This is a genomic window from Daejeonella sp. AP26, assembly GCF_056680515.1.
Genome location: NZ_CM155286.1, coordinates 2,683,023 through 2,703,038 on the forward strand (window position 1 = coordinate 2,683,023; position 20,016 = coordinate 2,703,038).

At 42.7% G+C, this 20,016-nt stretch carries 9 protein-coding genes and 1 tRNA gene; 1 reads left to right on the plus strand and 9 read right to left on the minus strand.

The features are described from left to right. Positions 1-154 precede the first annotated feature (154 nt). From AC1MCB_RS11495 to AC1MCB_RS11505, 3 genes are all read right to left on the minus strand, one after another. Entirely contained in the window at positions 155-2,137 is a 1,983-nt protein-coding gene (locus AC1MCB_RS11495) for a tetratricopeptide repeat-containing sensor histidine kinase (protein WP_479964865.1), read from the minus strand. A gap of 21 nt (positions 2,138-2,158) precedes the next feature. Next, positions 2,159-4,168: a sensor histidine kinase gene (locus AC1MCB_RS11500; protein ID WP_479964866.1), complete on the minus strand. Its 2,010-nt coding sequence runs from the start codon at positions 4,166-4,168 to the stop codon at positions 2,159-2,161. A 147-nt stretch (positions 4,169-4,315) separates the two neighbouring features. Next, the gene (locus tag AC1MCB_RS11505; protein ID WP_479964867.1) at positions 4,316-4,588 is read right to left on the minus strand and encodes a DUF4242 domain-containing protein; all 273 of its coding nucleotides are present in this window, start codon (positions 4,586-4,588) and stop codon (positions 4,316-4,318) included. A 522-nt stretch (positions 4,589-5,110) separates the two neighbouring features. On the opposite strand from AC1MCB_RS11505, the gene AC1MCB_RS11510 reads away from it, so the two are divergent. Then, positions 5,111-5,184: transfer RNA gene (locus AC1MCB_RS11510), tRNA-Ala, on the plus strand. A 69-nt stretch (positions 5,185-5,253) separates the two neighbouring features. Here the strand turns inward: AC1MCB_RS11510 and AC1MCB_RS11515 are convergent. From AC1MCB_RS11515 to AC1MCB_RS11540, 6 genes are read right to left on the minus strand one after another with little or no spacing between them, the layout of a single operon-like run. After that, positions 5,254-5,934 (minus strand): SOS response-associated peptidase, encoded by a 681-nt coding sequence (locus AC1MCB_RS11515; RefSeq protein WP_479964868.1) that lies wholly within the window; start codon positions 5,932-5,934, stop codon positions 5,254-5,256. 49 nt (positions 5,935-5,983) lie between these two features. After that, positions 5,984-7,336 carry an ATP-binding protein gene (locus AC1MCB_RS11520; RefSeq protein WP_479964869.1) on the minus strand — a complete coding sequence of 451 codons (1,353 nt, stop codon included), beginning with the start codon at positions 7,334-7,336 and terminating at the stop codon, positions 5,984-5,986. A 9-nt stretch (positions 7,337-7,345) separates the two neighbouring features. Further along, positions 7,346-7,681: a hypothetical protein gene (locus AC1MCB_RS11525; protein ID WP_479964870.1), complete on the minus strand. Its 336-nt coding sequence runs from the start codon at positions 7,679-7,681 to the stop codon at positions 7,346-7,348. A gap of 18 nt (positions 7,682-7,699) precedes the next feature. Continuing rightward, positions 7,700-13,777, minus strand: a complete 6,078-nt coding sequence (locus AC1MCB_RS11530) for an eCIS core domain-containing protein (RefSeq protein WP_479964871.1) — start codon at positions 13,775-13,777, stop codon at positions 7,700-7,702. 9 nt (positions 13,778-13,786) lie between these two features. Then, entirely contained in the window at positions 13,787-15,067 is a 1,281-nt protein-coding gene (locus AC1MCB_RS11535; protein ID WP_479964872.1) for a contractile injection system tape measure protein, read from the minus strand. Positions 15,068-15,069: 2 nt separating this feature from the next. Continuing rightward, positions 15,070-20,010: a hypothetical protein gene (locus AC1MCB_RS11540; RefSeq protein WP_479964873.1), complete on the minus strand. Its 4,941-nt coding sequence runs from the start codon at positions 20,008-20,010 to the stop codon at positions 15,070-15,072. Positions 20,011-20,016 lie beyond the last annotated feature (6 nt).

Consider the following 20,016-nt stretch of genomic DNA (forward strand, 5'->3'; position numbering starts at 1 on the left):
TTGTTAACAATTGGCTTGAAGATGATAAATAGGGATACTACAAAAGGCAATCTTGCTTATGTTCAACCGAAAAGTTAAAGTCTGTGATCTCCCACCAATAATATGCTGAATATTCTGATCGGAATGGACTAGTGCTGATGTAACTTATTTCTTGTCAATATCTTACTTCCGCTCCATTAGGTAACAAAACAATAAACTCACTTCCTTCGCCTTCCTTTGTCTGTACCTGCAGCTCTCCGCCGTGTGCTTTGATAATATCATAACTTAATGACAAGCCCAATCCTGTTCCCTGTCCGGCAGGTTTAGTGGTGAAAAAAGGCTGGAAAATTTTATCCGCAATTTGTTGAGGGATACCGTTGCCGTTATCTTTTATTGAAATCGAAACGTTATCCTTTGTCTTTTTGGTGAATACAGATATAAGAGGTTCGAAGTCTTGAGGTTCCTCTTTCTTTTTTTCGGTGACCGCATAAAAAGCGTTATTAAGCAGATTTAGTATAACCCGACCAATATCCTGCTGGATAATATTTATTTTACCAATTGATGTATCAAAATTCGTTTTCATAGTCGCATCGAACAGTTTGTCTTTTGCCCGCAAACCATGATAAGCTAAGCGCAAATATTCTTCGGCTAATACATTGATGTTGGTGGGTTCTTTTTTGCCGGTACTATTGCGCGTATGCTGCAGCATTCCTTTCACAATGGAATCGGCTCGTTTACCGTGATGGAGAATTTTTTCAAGATTTAGCTTGATATCCGTCGCCAGGGCCTTCCCTTCTTCCTGATTTCCGGCAATAATTTCTTTCTCCAATTCATCCATCATTTCGGCGCTTATTTCCGAAAAATTGTTCACGAAATTTAATGGATTTTGTATCTCGTGAGCGATGCCAGCGGTGAGTTCTCCCAGAGATGCCATTTTTTCGGACTGGATGAGTTGAGATTGGGTGGATTTCAGTTCAGTCAGGGCTTGTTCTACTTTTGTTTTTTGTATGTCTGTTTCCTGCTTTTGTTTTTGGAGAAGCGTAAATGCTTTTTGCCTGTTCCGGTTATTTTTAAACAATATACCTGCTATTATAAGCAGGGTAAGCACTCCGCCCAGAAGTAAATATATTCTTAAGCGATTTTTGAATTTCAATTCCGATGCTTCAATCTCCGCCTGCTTTTCTTTTTCTTTATAACTAAGGTTTTGAATAGCCAGGGTTTTCTCACGGCTGAACAAGCTATCCTTTAAATTGATAGCCATTCTTAAATATTTCAATGTGCTATCTGGTTTATTTTGAGCGCCATAAATATCTGCAAGCATATTGGCAGCCCTTAGCAAACCGATGGGGTACTTCTTTTCTAGTTTTTCTGACAATACTTTTCTTGAATACCATGCGGCAGAATCAAGATTATTCATCGCTTTGTACATACCGGCCGTGCCGTTATAGCTGTCAATCACGTCTGTTTGTGAATTATATTTTAGCGAAGCTGAAACACCATTCCGGTAATAAAAATGTGCGGAATCATACTGTAATTTGCCGGCATAAGCATCACCCAAAATATGAGCTATATTTCCTTCTCCGTCAGTGCCTTTTATTTTTTCGTAAGCTTTTTTTGCATAAAAAAGCGCAGAATCCGGCTGATTCAATTTGTAATAAACTACAGCCAAATCTCTCCATCCAAATGGCAACTCCCAGGGCTGCGCTAATTTGACAGATTCGCGGGTATATTTTAACGCGGTTTTATACTCGCCCAAATAAATATAGCACCAGGATACCAGGCTAAGTGCCCAGGGTAATCTTTGAGGATTGACTTTTTTGGCAAGCGCAACTGTTTTGAAAGCATGATCCAGTCCCAGCGGGTAATTTCCAGAAGTCGTTAGTGCAACACTTAAAATCCCTTCTGCGTATAAAATACCCTCCTGAAAACCTACCTTATTTGCGAGCTTTAAAGCTTGTTGTGCATAAGCTATTCCAGTATCAGCAGAAGATGTAATATAGGTTTGACTTAGATCAAAGAGCAGCTTTACCTTATTGGTATCCTCCCTGGCAACGCTTAATTCGTGTTTTAAGCTGTCAATATAAGATTGTTTTAATGGCTGTGCTTCAGCAGCAATTATTGATAAACTTATGATCAGAGTAAGTGCGAAATTTTTCATTATTATAATCTAATTAGCCTCCTACATTGGTAGCCGAACAATAAACTCACTTCCATCACCTTCTTTCGTTTGCACTTGCAAATCCCCGCCATGTGCTTTGATAATATCATAACTTAACGACAAGCCTAATCCTGTTCCCTGTCCGGCAGGTTTGGTGGTGAAAAATAGTTGGAAGATTTTATCTACAATTTGTTGAGGGATACCATTACCGTTATCCTTCACTGAAATCGACACCTTATCTTCTAACTTTTTGGTGAATATTGATACAAGGGGCTCGAAGCCTTCGGGTTGCTCTTTCTTTTTTTCGGTAACGGCATAAAAAGCATTATTAATCAGGTTCATCATTAACCTGCCAATGTCCTGCGGAATAATATCTATTTCACCAATGGAATTATCCAAATGCGCTTCGATGGTTGCATTAAACGCTTTATCCTTTGCCCTTAAACCATGATAAGCTAAGCGTAAATATTCTTCAACCAGTGCATTGATATTAGTGGGTTCTTTTTTGCCGGTGCTGCTGCGCGTGTGTTGCAGCATGCCCTTTACAATGGCATCTGCCCGTTGGCCGTGGTGAAGAATTTTTTCGAGGTTTAACTTAATATCCGTTACAAGGGCAACCCCTTCTTCCTGATTTCCCCCAATAAATTCTTTCTGCAATTCCTCCATCATTTCGGCGGACACTTCCGAAAAGTTGTTAACGAAATTTAAAGGATTCTGAATTTCATGGGCAATGCCGGCAGTGAGCTCGCCCAAAGAAGCCATTTTTTCGGATTGTATCAACTGGGATTGGGTGGATCTTAATTCACTCAATGTGGTTTCAATATTCTGTTTTGCTTTTTCAAGGATAATGAAATCTTCATACCGGGTATACGCCACTGAAAATGCCTCTGCCAGCGATTCAGCTATATTAATTTCTTCTTCTGAAAGAGCAAAAACATTTCCGATATATAACATCCCCTGCGTAAAAGGGATAAAATGCATGTCCAGCACTTCCGGTGGATCCGATGCATCCTGATAGGCTTTCTCATCTTGAATCTGGCCTACTTCCACCATGGACTGCGTCCAGTTAATAAAATCAATTTGAGTCCAGTGTTCGCTGTACACGGCTTTTTTTCTCCAATGATCAATTATATTAACCGTAACCGTATTAGTTTGAAATGGAAGCTTTAGAACGGCGAGTGAGTGCCCATCAGGTGCAGACAAATAAACCTGTGCGGTTTCCGTTTTCTCATCAATGATAAAAATGCCACAACGAGTAAACGGAACACCTAGTATATTCAATTCATTCCATATTAAGGGTGTAATGTGCTTTAAATCGCTTGTTGAACGCATGCTGGCAATCTGTCCCCTGACCCTATCCAGTGAACTCTGCTTTTTTATGTCTCTTGCCCGTGCTTCTGCCTTTTGCAAATCAAGGAAACGTGTATAAATTAATCCAAACACTTGCGAAAACCTGATCATGATGTTGCATTCCTCTTCGGTGAGCGCTTGCGGACTAATAACATTGATCGCGCCTTCGGAAAAAAAGAAAGAATAAAAATATTCCTGCGGATTAAACTGCTGTGGTTGAGGGAGAAACTGGTAGGTAGACATAGTGTGGTAGTACTGTTTTACCTGTTCTCCGCTTAATATAGTGACCGCATAAGGATTATTGTGTTCACGGGCAGGAATGATATTCTCATACACCGGATGGACATGTAGATTAACATAATCAAGAATCCGTATTACTTCCTTGCTGTCTGAAAAAGCTGTCAGCCAAACTTCCATTGCATCATTGGGATCATCAAAAATTCCTACGCCTGTTCGTATTGCTTTGATGTTGAGCTCATTTAGTTGTTGAAACAGCACAGCAGATGTTTCTGCCAGCTCAGAGCTGTTGCGCATTGCAGTAGCCCTTACTCTAACCTTTTCTAATGCAGCTTCTATCTCAAGCTCCCTGTTTTTACCTTGTAATTCAATTGTTAGAGCTTTGAGCCGCTTAGTAAGTGAGGCATTTAAATCTTTAAGATCTTGTTCATTGCGGTTATTCATTGGTATTCATCTTAAAAAATCCGCGGAATAAGCCGCCTGTACCAATCTGTCAGATGCTTACTAATTTTTGAAATGTAATTTGTTGCTCCAGTAAATAGAAGTAAATCATCTGTCTTTCTTTACAGCAGCGCAACAACATAGATCCATTTATTCTGCAGTCATAGGGTCAATAATGGTTGATATTTTCGTTACGGTGGTTATCGGAAGTCCACCCAGTCTGGCATGTTTACGAATTATCTTTTCATCAGGAGCCAGGTAAATACAATAGACTTTGTCGCCCGCCACATAACTGTGGATCCATTGAATGCTGGAACCCAAGGTACAAAGCACTTCCCTGGATCTCTGTGAAATTGCTTTCAGGCTTTCTGCTGAGAGATTACCAGCTCCCGGCACTTCTCTCTCAATGATAAACTTTGGCATAAGTGATATCATAATTTGCAAAATATTTCAACTATATCTATTATTGATAGCATGTCAGGCTGTGCAGCATCGTCTTGTTAAATTTTCAACTAAACCTGCTGACGCAGTGGCGGGTAGTAATAAGGTTCGGGTAAATAAAAATGAGCAGCACTCCTTCTCGGCATAAAATTTCATCTCATATTCGTTGCCTACACTAATATAACGAATTGATGTTTTAAATTTTCAAGGGAATTGATGGGGAGAACCTTGTAGGGGAACATTATCACCGCGAGGAGTAAACGAGGATCGTGAGTTGACGTCGGCGATACGACTCAAAAAATCAATAAAACGACGTATGGTAGGCAGACTTGGCAATACCGGCCTTAATCCGCTAACAGATGAATAGTAATTGTTAGTCTGGTATTCAGGCATTATGCTGACTTCCCGTGCTTCTCGAGTGCATAGACGAACAAAATGTCAGAAATTCCTTCAAATCACTTGCAAAAAGCAATTTAAATGATGATTATTGCACCTCTCAAATAAGGGGGATTAGCTCAGCTGGCTAGAGCGCTTGCATGGCATGCAAGAGGTCATCGGTTCGACTCCGATATTCTCCACATTATCATTAGGCACTTGCATTTACATGCAGGTGCTTTTTTTTGACATCGCTATTGAGAAACAAATTATCAGCACATCTCAATAACCCGACTATATTCTTCCTCATCCCCTACTTTTACGATTGGGTAAGAATCAAGGAAATCATCGGAGACAGGGTTTAACGCATGCTTCCTGTCTTCGAAGGATAGTTGATTATCTAACCAAATGCTAGCTGTCTTAGAGGTTAAAAATGCTGGCATTCGTCCTTTGGTATTATGGATCTGAGCCATCATAGAATTGGCTGGCAATGTAATCACAGTACAGCTCGGTATAAGCTCGCCAGTCTCCTTGTTTGCCCAAGCTGACCATAGACCTGCCATGTAGGTAAACTTGCTGTCCTTAGCCTTAATAAGATGGGGTTTGCTGTTCTTTTTTTTAATAGGATCTTCATATTGCCACTCGTAGAATCCTGAGGTGATAATCACGCAATGTCTTTTGCCTAATAATGGCTTCCACATCTGCGATTCTTCCAGCCGCTCGATGGTTGCATTGAATGTGCTCATCTTAAAGTCGGGCTTACCGGTCTTGGAAAACGCCGGAATTAAACTCCAGGTGAAATACTGCAGATGGTCAGGTTTAGTATTGGTGATCAGGGGCACCTTCAGGGTGGGTGGTACATTAACGTGAGCCGGCATTGGCTCCTGATCATATTTAAGACCAGTCTCTTCTAAAATCTCTTGTGTTTCTGGCAGGGTTACTCTTCCGCACATAGGTTAATCGCTTGATTATCGAATGTACAAATTTATACTCCTTACCAAATTAGTTTAGTGGCATCACCGTCGTTCCATTGATGCTAAAAGGTTTGCCTTCTTTGTGCATCTCTCTTTTTATGCCATTCAATACATCATCCAGGCAAACTACCGTTTTGTTTTTCTCCAATGCCTTTAAGCAGGAATATTGGATTATATTAATGATGTTGCCACCGGAGAGCTCGTATTTCTTTACTTGCTGTGGGACATCTATACCATCGAAAAAATCAATATGCTGCGGGAAGGATTTCTTCCAGATCAGGGCGCGATCCTCTTCCGAAGGCAGGTTGAAGCGGACGATGGCATTGAATCTGCGGATAAACGCATCATCAATATTGTTTTTCATATTAGATGCGAGAATTATCAGCCCATCGAAGTCTTCCATACGCTGCAGCAAATAAGATACCTCCTGGTTGGCATATTTATCATGTGCGTCACGCACCCCGGTACGCTTTCCGAACAAAGCGTCTGCCTCATCGAAGAATAGTATCCAGTTCTTCGCCTCCGCCCTTGCGAAAAGATTCTCCAGGTTCTTCTCTGTTTCGCCGATGTATTTTGAAACTACCATTGACAGATCAATCTTGTACACATCCCGGTCAGTATAATTTCCAAGTAGGTTAGCGGTAAGTGTTTTACCAGTGCCCGGAGGACCATGAAACAACACCCGGTAACCTTTTTTTAACCTTGTCTTCATTCCCCAACCGTTCATCAATTCATCCGAGTGCAATAACCATTGCTCAAGTTCTTTCACCTGGTGCATTACATCAACGGCCAGCACCAGGTCATCCCACTCCAATTCTGTTTGGATCAATCGTGCGGGAAAACTAGAATTAAAATGTGGCCGGGTGACCTTTCCCGCAGTAAACCATTCTACATATTCCTGAGAAAGCACCAGCTTCCCGCTCATGATAGGTTCACCCGTTGGGACATCTTCTAACCAGAGGATGCGGTTCTTAACAAATAAATGATCTGCTTCAAATAGTTGCTGTACTTGAAATCGCCGCTGATAATTTTCGCCCGCTAGCAAGAACAGTGCGGTCTCACCTGTAGGAATAAATCCCCGGAAATTCCTGCCGCGTACCCCTCCCATAGCAGGCAAGTCAGCAGAATCTTTTAAAACGTCCTGGATCGCGCCATCAAACAGATCCGATTTCACGTGGGGCATCAATGCGATCCACAGTAATATGATCTCCTCGGCGTTAAGCTGATGCTGTTTGGAAAATCCAGTTAGATTTAGCTCCCATGAATCAGGCTGCGGGAATACCGGCTCATTCAACTCCTCACCTTGGAGCAGGCCTATCCGATATTGTACAAGCTGCCTTATAAATGCCAACTCGACGGGTAATAATTTATTAGAGGTCATGTCAATAATTTAAGACTGTTTTTCTTTATCATTCTTGAGACGCTCGTCATTTGTAGAAGTCTGCTTATCCTCCTCTGGTGTTGATAGCTTCTGGATGACTTCATCTTTTTTTTCCTTCACCGGCTCCGGGTTTGCGAGATCGGTAGCCGATTTATTAGCTTCTTTCTCAAGTGAATCTTCTGCGCCAACAGCATCGTTTGATTTAGCCTGGAAAAAAGCATTCTTGCTTTTATTTCCGCTCAATTTTTCTGATGCTTTGCTGAAGAATTTATCCTGATCCTTAGATTGAACGTGTTCGTTTTGCTGTGCGTTGCGCTGGCGATATACGCGACTTCTGTAAGACATAGCGTTAAGATTTAATTGTTATTGAAAATAATTACCTGATCCACCTCCCAATCTCGTTTTTCCTGCTGTATACAATGCTTGGCCGCCCGGCGTTCTTAAAGCGAGTAGTGCCGTTTTTATGTTTTCGCTGATTGCAGCTTCTGTCAAAGCAAGGTCAGTTTTGACGGAAGCCTGATTCTTTGAAGCTGGGGCTGAAGTGCAGACATTTAAAAATGAGGTTTCATATCTCGCTGTATCTCTTTTCGCAGCCAATAACATTGACCAATAGTATAGGGGGCCAAGGTTTACATAGCCTGATGCCGTAGTTACAAGTCCCGGCGCAGCAGCGCTGGCGATGATCTCGTCGAGCATATGACGGCCTTGTGCTACATATGCCTTGCTTTCCAGGTCCAGCGAGTCTACCAATTGTTCTGTTGACCTGCTCAGATCATCTTCGGCATGCGTAAGTTCATGTATGATCAATGCCCTGATATCCAACTGGAAAATGTCTGCATTAGTCGGTAGATAAAGTGTATTCGCCTTGCGAACATCTTCATCAGTAGAATAACTATAGGTAGCATCTCCGGCGCTCAGCAGCCTACTATAAACAGAAGGAGTAAGTGCATCAACTTTTATTAGTCCACTTAATATGTGAGGAGCAGTTGAATGACCAAATCTTCTTGCTATAACATACGCGCTACCCGCCATGATCTGGTCGCCCGGTGTGCTATCGGCTGCGGCATTAACCATTGCTGTAACTACCTCGTGAAGTGGAACAACAGGATTGGTAAAACTAGCGGCGACAATAAGCTTGTTAGCCTGGTCAACAAATTGTTTCCCTCCTATTTCCAGAATTCGCTTTTCTGCAACACGATTTATTGCTGCTGTAGCTTCGGCCACTGTTTCACCGGATAATCCAAGTAAGGCAATTGCTAGTCTTAATAGTGGCTGCGCCAGTTCAGGAGGAACATCGGCACGATCAAAATTGATCACGTAGTCTTTGTCTGCCTGCCGGATATTACTCATGGAAAGGATAAGTGAACCACCACGATGCGCTTGCATCAAGGCCAGGTTCACGGGATTTCTCATCGCTGCCATCAGCAGTAATTCTGCATGAAGAACAGAACCATTGCGATCGATAGCATTTTTTCTCAATGCACGCATTTCGGCGTCGGATAAACTACCATCGGCGACAAATCTTTTAACCATATTGAAGAAACTGCTATTCAGACCATCATGTCCGGGATTAAAAATATAATTGCCTGTATACCTTGTGCCGGTGGCATCTCTTTCCGCAACTCTTTTTACGGGTTCTCCATGGCCTTGCTGCAATACGTGCGTGAGTTCGTGCGCAAGCAATTTTTTCCCTTCCGAAGATCCAGGTTCAAATTTACCGTTGTTAAAGAAGATATGATTTTCATGGGTGAACGCCTGGGCATTTACTTCGCTGGTCAATTCAACGGCTTCATCATCGTAATGTACCCGCACCTGTGAGAAGTCCGCACCAAACTCTTTACCCATCTCCGCTCTTACATCAAGCGGCAGCGGTTTTCCATTTGCCTTAGCATCCTTCATCCTATTTGCAAAATCATCTGGCACCGCGTATCCATGTTCACCGGGTAATTCTTTTTTCAGCACCAGCGGATTGTTAGAGGGGGGACCGGAAGATGCTTTCGACGAAGACGAACTGGATGAAGACGCGCTGGATGAAGATGCATTTGATGAGGAACTGACGGATTTGCCAGCAGCATCAGCTGTCGCTTCCAGTTCCATTTTATCAGCCACATTAAGCGTAGGACGATATGCCATAAAATCATTAATGATCAGGTGCTTGGTACCCGCATCGAAACTAGTGTCGGTCTGCAGCCACTTTTTGAAAGCATCGAATTCCTCGCGCTCATATTGGATGATCTCTTTTTTAAGGATCGCTTTGATCTCCGGCTTAAGCGTTTGGTGTTCGTTCACAATTTTCCACGCCTGTACTCTTTTGGTAAAATACTCCGCGCTCATGGTAGAGTTGAAGGCAAATACTTCGTTGATGTGTGCACCGCGGTAGGCTACTGCTATACCCTGTTTGATCCTGCTTTCCGTTTTAGCGTTCTCAACTTCAGGGTCGGGTCCTTTCCCGTTAATGCCGCTGTCGGCACCGCTCTTATAAGTATCCTCATCTTTGGCATGCTGGTCTATCTGGCCTTTCAAACCGGCACCTACATCTTCCGGTTTAAGGCTATTGTTTTCCCCGAATTTAAGTGGTACTTGCAGGGTGCCATCAAACCAACTGAAACTACGCTCACCTTTCAGATCGTCAGGTTTCCAGGTATGTTCCCATAAGGTAACGTCGGTGACCAGCAGGTTGAGATATACTTCCACACCAACTTCCACATCATACCCAATCTTTGACTTTACATCAAATTCCATTTCCGCGGTCTTGAACTCAAGACCTTTTTCTGCTGAGAATCCTGCCCCTACCTTAGCCTTTGCAGTCGCATCGAAAGCAGTCAGTTTTAAGTTCACACGGCCTTTACCCTTTATACCTGCTATCAGCACTTCTAAACCTGCACTTGCCTCAATAAACGCATCCACACCTGCCTTCACCCCAGTACTAAGCGAGATATCGGAATTGATCTGCGCTTTGCTAAGGTCTTTCAGGCTTATAGGCTCGAGAGTAACATTTGTGCCTTTGTTTAGCGCAAGCCCTTTGAAATCATAGAACAAACCAACGCCCGCTTTCAGCTCCAACACTACCGACGCAACACCACACGAAGCAATCGGTATTTTCTGGCCAAACTTAAAAATCTTAAGAGATGGATCGGTTTCCATGTTGCCCGATTTACCATCAACAATGCTCTTATCTTCCTTAACTTCTACTTTTCCACCGATGATAATGTCGCCGTCTTTCCTGATCTTCACCTGCAACTTACCATCGACGTCTTTTACAATATCCAGCGTCACTTCACCCGAAGCATAGAAGGCCAGTTCTTTGCCTACGCCCTCAAGCTTTTTACCGTCAGCATCTATATTTCCATTGGTAACACCGAGATCAAAATCGCCCTTAATCTTCCCTTTTTCGAAATGTACTTTGGCAGCTACATCGAAGATACCTTGGGAGTAAGTTACCTTCACTTCCGTGACCTTAAGGCCTCCTACATTGATATTCGGATTAAGTGTTCCCCGGATGCTAACGTCCCATCCGGCTGCACCTTTTTCAAATACTGCTTGTACTTTGGCATCGGATTTTAACTTGTTGCCGAATTCGATGTCACCGGCGATGAGAAGTCCGCCGTTATCTAGTTGCTCTACTGAAATGCCTATTTCTTTTACGCCAGGGATGTTAAGTTTTGCTTTGCCATCACCGCTAAGTTTTGCATCTGCGTATTTTACATTAACAGTAAGTGATTGGACGCCTGGGATTTTTTCTTTTTCGAGTATTACAGAGCCGTCAAACTTGAATTCATTGTCGATGTAGGAGGCTTTTATTTTTGATTTAAAGAGTGCAGGATCGAATTCGAAACTACCTTCAATACCGAAGCCTTTCTTCGTGCTGCCTATGCCTTTTAATTGACCTTTACCAACCTTTGCCACTTCAAAATCCATGGTACCTTCTACGCCCAGTCCCCTTTGTGTACTGGCGAAAATGATCAGGCTTACATCGTTCACCACAAACGGTTTGGGGAACTTGTCTTTCAAATCGCCCAGTTCAAGTTCTTTGCTTACGGTAAAATCATTGCCAATCAGGCCGAATGATATTGGCGTTTTATCGATAATGGGAATATTGGTAATAATGTTACCTGTCAAAATAAATCCCTTGGTTTCATGTAAGCCCATCTCCGTGATTACAAGTGGACTTAAACCATTGAATTGAAGATAGCCTTCAAGGCCTTTATCTGTTGTTGTATTGAAATTCAAATAACCTGCATTGGTGAGGAAATCAAGAGAAATGAATGGTATGGTGAATTCCTTGTTTTGTGTCAAAGACCTGGTAAGGCTCGTGTTAATTTTGAAGGTGATGGTTTTTTGTTTCTCATCAAAACCGGTAAGATCAACACCGGGCAGCCAGTCTTTCTTCGCATTAAAAGGCAGTTTGACCTTTATAGGTGTGCCTCCATCCTTTCTCATGTACAGCACGTATTCTTTACCAATCTGTCCCTGCGATGCTTTGATTTCCGGGTCTGACATGGCGCGCAGTTGATCAAGGTGAAATCCATCCTTAATCTCTTTGATTGTCCAGTAGTCTCCTCCCTTATCACTAGCGGCATGTTTGAGATCCCAACCATCAATGTGATGAAAGTGAGTGATGTAGTTCGAATTGAGGGTTTTTCGTTTCGGTATTTTGGGATACTTTGTTTTCAATTGATCACTCGCCTCATCCATTCTGTGAAAACGTTCCCACATGATGGCAACACCTGAACCTGCGTTTGCTTTCGCATCCATCAATTCAAAATTCTTTTCAGTATTATCACCACCTAGTTGAACTTCTACAATATGGTCTACCTGGTGTACTGTAGAACCGCCTTTCCGGTTCCATTTGGGATTGATTGCTGCCTCTTGTATTACCACCTTGTTACCAAATAGGCGGAAATCAGAGTTTTTTGATTTGAGAAAATAGATATTCTCTTCTCCATGCTTGGTTGGCGGTTTGTCCTTAAGCCACGCTTCCGTTTTGGTGTAAACATCTTTATTTGTGAAATCGTACCATATTTTATTATGATCCCATTCTTTAGGACGAGGTGACAATCCATGAAGCGGTAAAACAAACTTATCCTTGTTCCTATTTTTAAACGCGGGGAGTTTCAGTTTATCAACATGAAATTCTTTAGCTGTCTCATTAAAATCCGGAATCGTAGGTGTTGCATTGGCTGGTTGCGTATTGTTACCATTCCTTTGCACCATTTTACGCTGAGCAGAGGCTCCCTGCTGTATCGTATGCGCTAACTCATGTGCCAGCAGGTGTTGCCCATCTCTAGTCCCGGGCTTGAATTTATCGCTATTAAAATAAATATCTTTACCATGTGTGAACGCTTGAGCATCCAGCGCCTTATTCATATCCGCTGCCGTCTGGTCTGCATGTATGCGAACGTCGCTAAAATCAGCACCCATGACAGAGCCCATGGAGTGCCGCATTTTATCGGGAAGCGGCTCACCTTTGCCATTAGTGGAAGAAAGTGTTTGTTCTACTGATGATGGCGCTGAGGAAGTATCTCCTTTGCCTTTGCGCTGAACCTTGGACTTTCTCTGCACTGATCCGCCAGTGCCAAAGGCAGTAAAGAAACCTGAGTAGGCACTAAGTGGCCTGGTGTTTTCTTTGACTTCGCTATATAAGCCACTGTTACCGTCAATACTGTGAACATTATTGCCCTCAACTTTTACAACAATGCAGTGATGTTGAAAAGGCTGGTCGATATAGCCGATGTCGCCTGCCTGAGGATTGCTTGTCTGCTGAATGGTTCCAAATGCGGAAACGCCTTTTCCGATCTGCCAGTTGCCTATATCCTTGCCTGCACGTTTATGTGCCCAAACAGAAAATATTCCACACCATGAAGGCATATTCGCTCCTGCTGTCTGGATAATTGAATCATCCCATACGCCTGGCGCAGCAAGGTGAAAAATATCAAGCAAATATTCCGCGCCTACTCTCCGACCTCCTTTCGCGTGTTTGGCTTCAATCTTTCCAGTCATGGACCTGGCTGCTGCCACGATGGATTCGCGCGAACCATTCCCGTCAACATCTTCACCCAACCGTTGAATAGCTGCAGGCTTTAGAAAAACATAACCGCCCTCTTCACATTCCCTGCCCCTTTGTGCCGGTTGTTTTTTAGTTTGAACAGATAGTCCGCCTGGCACATGGCTCACTACTCTGTCCGCCATTTGATCGGCTTCTGTTTCGTATGGATCATCTGGTGCACCTACTGATAATTTGGCCTGCACTTTATCGGCAACCTGGTCAGCTTCCTGCTCCCATGCATCATCTGCTTTGCTAATGGCTAATTTTGCTTGTATTCCTCCGCTATGGGCAAAGAATGAGGGTGCCGCTTCTGGCGTGCTGCCTTTTTTATCAAAAAAAGGTGCACTGCTTGGTGAAGCAGAAGAAGATCGTGTGGCTTCTGCAGTTTTACCCATCTGTTTATTTTATCTCCACTCCACATGAATCAATTTGTCCAGCCATGGGAACTTGATCAAACTTAAATTCCACGGAAGACGATCCAGTAAAACATCGATTCCCCTTGATTCGATCCTGAACTCAATACCACTTTCCTTTATCAATAATTTTCCTTCTCGTGCGAGAAAACTTTCTCTTAATCCCTCTACAGAAGTGTTGCGAATGAAATCCCACTGCTTTATCGCGGCATGTAGCATATTTAACGCTTCTTCCTGTTCCATTTCAGTGAGACGAAATGATTTTTCGTTAATGACTTCGTGCAGTTGCATTCCGCAAAAGATTTTCGGAACGACTAACTCATAATCCCTGGGCTCCTTATTTCCGGTTGCAATGAAGTAAAGCAGCACCACAGCCTTTTCAAGCGAAGCGGTATTTTTAAACATTCCATCATCCAATAAAAGTAAATGATTAAACAGATGCCTGAAAAATGGGTGGAGCAACACCAGGCCTGCATACCGGCAAAACATTCCTTCCAGAATCATTTCCTGGTTAAAACGATCATGGGATTCAGGAATTACTTTCTTTTCGATCAACAAGGTTTTCAGGAAGTCAACATCGGCTTTACCTGCAGCATAATGCTTCAATACCTGCTCCCAAATCTCATTTTTGGTAAAATATATTTCAACAGAACCATCATTAGATTGGTTCGCCAATGCTCTCGCCTGCTCTATCAACTCAGGCTGGCGTTTTGCAGTTATCACTTCAACCAGTTTTTGTAAAAACTCTTCATGATGCTCGCGTACCAGTCTTGCTAAAAACCACGGATCATGAATGATCAGCGTTTTGGTTTTTTCAATTAACACGTGATCGATCGCCAGCTGATGAAGTATTTGTTCAAGCCATTTTGCATGAGTGATTTGAGCTTCCCATGGAAGTACTCCCTTCTCCAAATAATACAACCACTGCAGACAGGTATTTTTTTCAAGTGTCCGATAGCTAACAACTGCCTCAGGATTACGGTTATTTCCGGACGCAGAAAGCGTTTTGCTAAGGGATTGTTTTAGGACCCGATAAAGGGATTCGTTATCAAGGGTGAAGCGTTCGTTTCTCCACCCTAACTGACCCAGGTCAATCTCAAGCCTTTCGATATTCATAATTTCATTTTCAGAAGAGAACTCATCAAACAGTTTTTCAAGAACAGGTGTGATATGCTCATAATAATAATCCCTGGCTTGTTGCTGGATCGAAAACGAATTCTGCGCGGCATCAAGTTGTAAGGTTATCACCTGTTTTCTGATCAGATGCTTCATGTTCAGTTATCTTTTTTTCTTTTACCTGACGCCCTTTTCCTGGCTGTGTTCATTGGATGGTCAATCGGGCTTCCGGGTTTCTTGCGCGGCTGTCGCTTAGGTTTCGGCCGCTCTTCCATTGGTTGCTCCCCTGCCACTTCTCTTATCTCTTCGTTCGGCCTTGCCTCAGTCCTTCTGCAATAATCTTCGAAGCAGAAGATCTCATTGATCTGGTCAATGAATCCCAGTGGACGCAAAATCCTATCTTTCTCGTCCCAGCAGCCCTGTTTTACTGGCTCAGGATCTTTACAAGGAAGACATTCTGCACATTCAGGCAGGCAGTCATAGTACTTGTTGAATAGAAGTTCAATAAAATTGCAGAGTGAAAAATCAACATTGCATGCTGTGATTCCTGCAATCCATTTTTGCCAATCGTACATAGTTGATTCAAGGCGACAAAAATCTATCGGCCTCAGCCAGATAATCCTCAGTAATACATGCGCCGGCGCTTCGCGATAAAGCAGTCTTTCAAATAAAAGTCTTTCTTTTTCATCCCTGAATCTTTTGCTCCAGGCAGGAAGAAATATGGTAGCAATAAATGAGTAGGGATCTGTGCCTGGCTTAAAACAAACATGCACTTCATTTCCTTCGCATTGCGTATCAGCCTGCACCCAGTGGGGGAAATCGCAGTCTGATCCGCAAGCAGCCAGTTTAAGTCTGCATCGACAGTCTTCCGGCTTGAAGGCACGAAGTAAGATATGTTCAATGAGATGTAATCCTTGTATGTTAATTAGTCTAATGGCCCGATCCACCGCTTTGCAATCTTCTTTTGTAGTGGGATAACACTGCGGATTGATGGCAATGATGTCTGACTGGGTAGGATTTTGATTACTTCCGATCAGTGAAGGATTGTAACTGTGTAATGCAATTCCATACGTTTCATCCTCACAATTAAATACGAGGTGGTAGTTTTTTTTGTCCGTTAACAGCTTCCATGCTTCCTGCAATTCAAGCACTGCCTGAACGCAGTTAGGAAAACAGCAGCTGCTCTTCCATGCAATATGACATAGGCCTCTTCCTTCGCGGCCGGAACCAGAACAGTCACTAAATCGTGGAAGTTTGATCTCAATGCAGTAATTGAAAATTTCAGGATCCCCTTTGTTTGTTTTGAGCTGTGTTCTGATAATAGGGAAGTAACAGGCCCAGTTATACAACTCTCTCTCCCATTCTTTGATCCATTCCCTGGCTTCATCATTTGAGAGCTCCGGTCTTTGTTCTGCAGATCGAATAATGATATTCTGAGGCAAGGTATGGGTTAAAAATCCCGTGTTGGCATTGTAGGTCGTTTTCCCTTTTTTATCAGACAGCAATTCGGCTACAGTAATAAAAATATCGCAGCGATCCTGCCCAGGGATGTTTTCGAGATCAATTCTTGCAAATGGCTTCCCTTCCACATCAAACAACTCGCCGTCTGGAGCATTGAAAAAATAAGATTGTTTGCTGATGAAATCTGATCCGACCTCCAGCAATTCAGTTATGACTTTTTTTCTGAGTTCTTCGGAATCGTAACTGCATGGATGCTGTAAAGATCCTGCTCCGCAAGTGACATAAAATGAGAAACATTCTTTGTTACGCTGATATGTCCAGAAAGCTTTTTCTCCCTGGGCAGCACAGATGAATTTTTCAATTCCTCTCGACCCCCAAGCGTCTTCAGCTGTCTGGAAAATATCTATGCCCTGAGCCAGCACCTCACGAATAAACAGTTTAAAAGAAAATTGATGAACGATATGATCCTTATCGAAAAAACCAGTACAGGCGCAATCGACATAATAATTTCCCGGATAATTTACCAGCATAGTGAAGAAGGCAAATTCCTTAAACAGATCTTCTTTGTTTTCAAAATGCGTGGTGCTGATCCAGTTACCCTTGATGTCACCATCCAGAGGAAGATTGAAATAGTATTTTAGATTCTCCGGTTTGTTTTCCTCACCTGGAGCCGGTTCAATATATTCCTTGCAGTAGATCTCTGCATAATGAATTGATGTAATATCAATTTTCCTGAATGGATAGATAGAGACCTGTCTAACAAGTTCGTCAAGCCAGTTAACGCCAAATGCATTTTCCAGAGTGGTTTTGGTATCATCCGGAATTTGCGCAATTGTTTTATCGGTAGCTGGCTCAATACCGGAGATGATATATTGTCCATAATTGATTTTATCGGCAGCGTACGTCAGTATATCAATCAGGTTGTCGTCAAAAGCCTTAATTGCTTCTTCACTGGAGTCATATTCCTTGATGCTCCGGAATAGTATCACCTCGCCTGCGACACCTTCCAAATTGTTAATAGAAATAATAAAGCTGAATTTTCCCGGGCTGAATTCTTTAAAATGATCCTGTTCAAAGTCTACCTGCGGAATGCGATCTATCAGTTTTCTCGTGAGTTGGGACATAGGTACACGCTTGCCAAGTGCGGTGGCTTTATCATTGAAGCTCATTGAGAACATGGCCGGTATATGTTCCTTGTCCACTAACCTGTATACATATCCGAATCTTTCGTTGACATTATTATGTGAACCTAGAAAAGTCATGTTTCCTGAGCTTGCAGGGTTGAAATTCCCTCCTTTGAGCAGCGGATCATAAAAATAGGTGTCGTCAAATGGTTCAACTACGAAATGACAGAGGTAATTCTTTTTTCCCGAATAAATGCCGGCAATTGCCTGCACTTTCTTCTCAAAACCTGAAACATTGTTATTGATCAACCCATTGAGCTGGTAGTTAAATGCACGTCCGCGATTCCTGCTTAGATCAGGATATTCGGAGAGATAGTATTCTGCAGCATAAATATCAGAGACACCCAGCGCAGATTTCCAATTGTAGATTACAAAGTCGGAAAACTGCTCGGCGAAGCGGGAAAGCAAATGGCTTAGAAAGCCTGTCCTTCTTTTCTGATAAAGATCTTCATCCTCTACCAGCAGCCCCAGGTAATCTGTGTAGGTGATCAGATTTAATTCGAGATCAAAAGTAAATTGAGTAGCGGCTGTAATGAAGCTTTTGTAATTTTTCTCAAAAACGCCGGCATACTGAACGCTAGAGGCATGCCTTTCTGCTTCTTCTTGTGTTTGAAATATTTTATTGCCCAGTATGACAAAATCGTCAGTGGATGAAAGGATCGCGTAGATCCATTTCAGATCCTGAGCCTGTTTAGTGACCACTTGTGACTCGCCATCATTGATCAAATCATTCCTTAACAAATCGGTGGCTTCAGACACACCGAAAAGGCTGGAAAAATTGTATGAAGTGAAGCCGGCAATAAGCGCTGCTGCGGGTTGCGCATTAAACGCTGTGGTGTCCCAGGTGGATTTATCTACAGGGAATGCCAGCACTGTACCGGCTGGTCCCAGACCATTGGTCTGTCCAAACCGCAGGAGTTTGTCCATCTCTGGAATTGTAGTGATGGTGTTCAGAAAATAGGTATGTTGAGCCAGCGGATCAATGGGGTGAGGAAATGAAAACAGCTGTCGAACATTTTGCAGTTGGGATAGATAATTAGCCAGCAGCTGATCGAAGAACATAAGATATCCACGCAATTGCATCATTTGCGCTTTGCGAAGGTCGCTCACATCGTCAGCAAGGTCACCCTCGCCAATTCCATATACTGCCGGAAAATCATGTTGAATGGAGTAATGCTCGCCCAAATCCGGATGATATTGTCCTTTCGGCAGTTCTGCATCTAAATAAGGTGATGGCATTTTATAGAGGACCTTTCCATTATGCCACCAGGCCAATTCTAATTGTGTATTGTATTTATCCTGGTCAAAATTGATGGGAAGACCATTCATGGTAAATTCAAACCCAGAACAGGATAATGAAAACACCGGCACATGATTCTGCGGTAAGTGGAATACCCAATCAGAATTTTTCTTACCATCCAGTGAAAAGCAGGGCTTTCCGCAATTCCTGAACTTCAACCGGGAAACTTTTCTTACTCCCTGTACATCGAATATGACATGATAAATGTCTGAAGTATGGATCTCCTTTTTCAGTTCGATAGCTTCAAGTTCATCTGTATCAATAAAGCCGTGACTTCTCTTACTGAATGGCCTTCCTGCAAAGGCTTCATCCATAGTCCGCCCTTTATTGAGCATCTGATCAAGTGTGTAGAACTTTGGTGTGGGTGAAAAATATTCCCGGAGACGATTGGCAACGTCCAGGTAAATTTCTTCTGCGTTTGCTCCATCTTCTATTTCAATAGTAGCACATACCCCCGTTTCTAATTTGCAGAGAATGTAGATATCAGCAAAATCCTCGCAGAGGTTCCGGTGTGCCATTAATACTTTTCTAACATCACTGGTGATCTGTTTGATAAAGTTTTGTTTATCTGCTTCTTCTATAGCAGGATCATCATTCTGAAAGTCTTTATCAATATCTACTTCTGTTTCAATGTATACATGATAGATGCCATTTAGAAACTCTTCACAAGGAGTATCACGAATAGGATTAGCTGCATTCCCGTGTATGTTGTTGTTGTGATCGACATTGTCGATGTCATCAGGGTTTCTTTGACGGCAAATGTCCTTGATATCACGGGCAGGCTCAAGCCATGCATTTCGAATGCCCGGAATATCTATAAGAAGTTTTCGGTAGTCATTTATGGTTAGCGGGTTATTGGTGAGTATTTGTGCGGGAGTGAAGAAATTGTCCTCCGGTTTAAGAAGCGCAGGATCAGTTGCGAGTATATCTGCTACGGGCAAATTGGTGCGGTAACCAAGGTCAAGTATCGCATAGCATAACACTTCCAGTATGGTGATACCCGGATCGTGCAGGTTATGATCGCTCCATATCTTACCAGAAAGCTTACCAAGATATTTTATTCCTTCTGTGCGCAGCTTATTGAAGTCCAGATAATCCGGAAAGCCGGTATTATTTTTACTGATCGTCAACGCTTTTTTTACATCCCCAATCATCAAATT

What these genes read in the sequence shown, in the direction of transcription:
- AC1MCB_RS11495 (WP_479964865.1), bottom strand. Translation starts at nt 2,137, where the DNA reads ATGAAAAATTTCGCACTTACTCTGATCATAAGTTTATCAATAATTGCT.
- AC1MCB_RS11500 (WP_479964866.1), bottom strand. Translation starts at nt 4,168, where the DNA reads ATGAATAACCGCAATGAACAAGATCTTAAAGATTTAAATGCCTCACTT.
- AC1MCB_RS11505 (WP_479964867.1), bottom strand. Translation starts at nt 4,588, where the DNA reads ATGCCAAAGTTTATCATTGAGAGAGAAGTGCCGGGAGCTGGTAATCTC.
- AC1MCB_RS11515 (WP_479964868.1), bottom strand. Translation starts at nt 5,934, where the DNA reads ATGTGCGGAAGAGTAACCCTGCCAGAAACACAAGAGATTTTAGAAGAG.
- AC1MCB_RS11520 (WP_479964869.1), bottom strand. Translation starts at nt 7,336, where the DNA reads ATGACCTCTAATAAATTATTACCCGTCGAGTTGGCATTTATAAGGCAG.
- AC1MCB_RS11525 (WP_479964870.1), bottom strand. Translation starts at nt 7,681, where the DNA reads ATGTCTTACAGAAGTCGCGTATATCGCCAGCGCAACGCACAGCAAAAC.
- AC1MCB_RS11530 (WP_479964871.1), bottom strand. Translation starts at nt 13,777, where the DNA reads ATGGGTAAAACTGCAGAAGCCACACGATCTTCTTCTGCTTCACCAAGC.
- AC1MCB_RS11535 (WP_479964872.1), bottom strand. Translation starts at nt 15,067, where the DNA reads ATGAAGCATCTGATCAGAAAACAGGTGATAACCTTACAACTTGATGCC.
- AC1MCB_RS11540 (WP_479964873.1), bottom strand. Translation starts at nt 20,010, where the DNA reads ATGATTGGGGATGTAAAAAAAGCGTTGACGATCAGTAAAAATAATACC.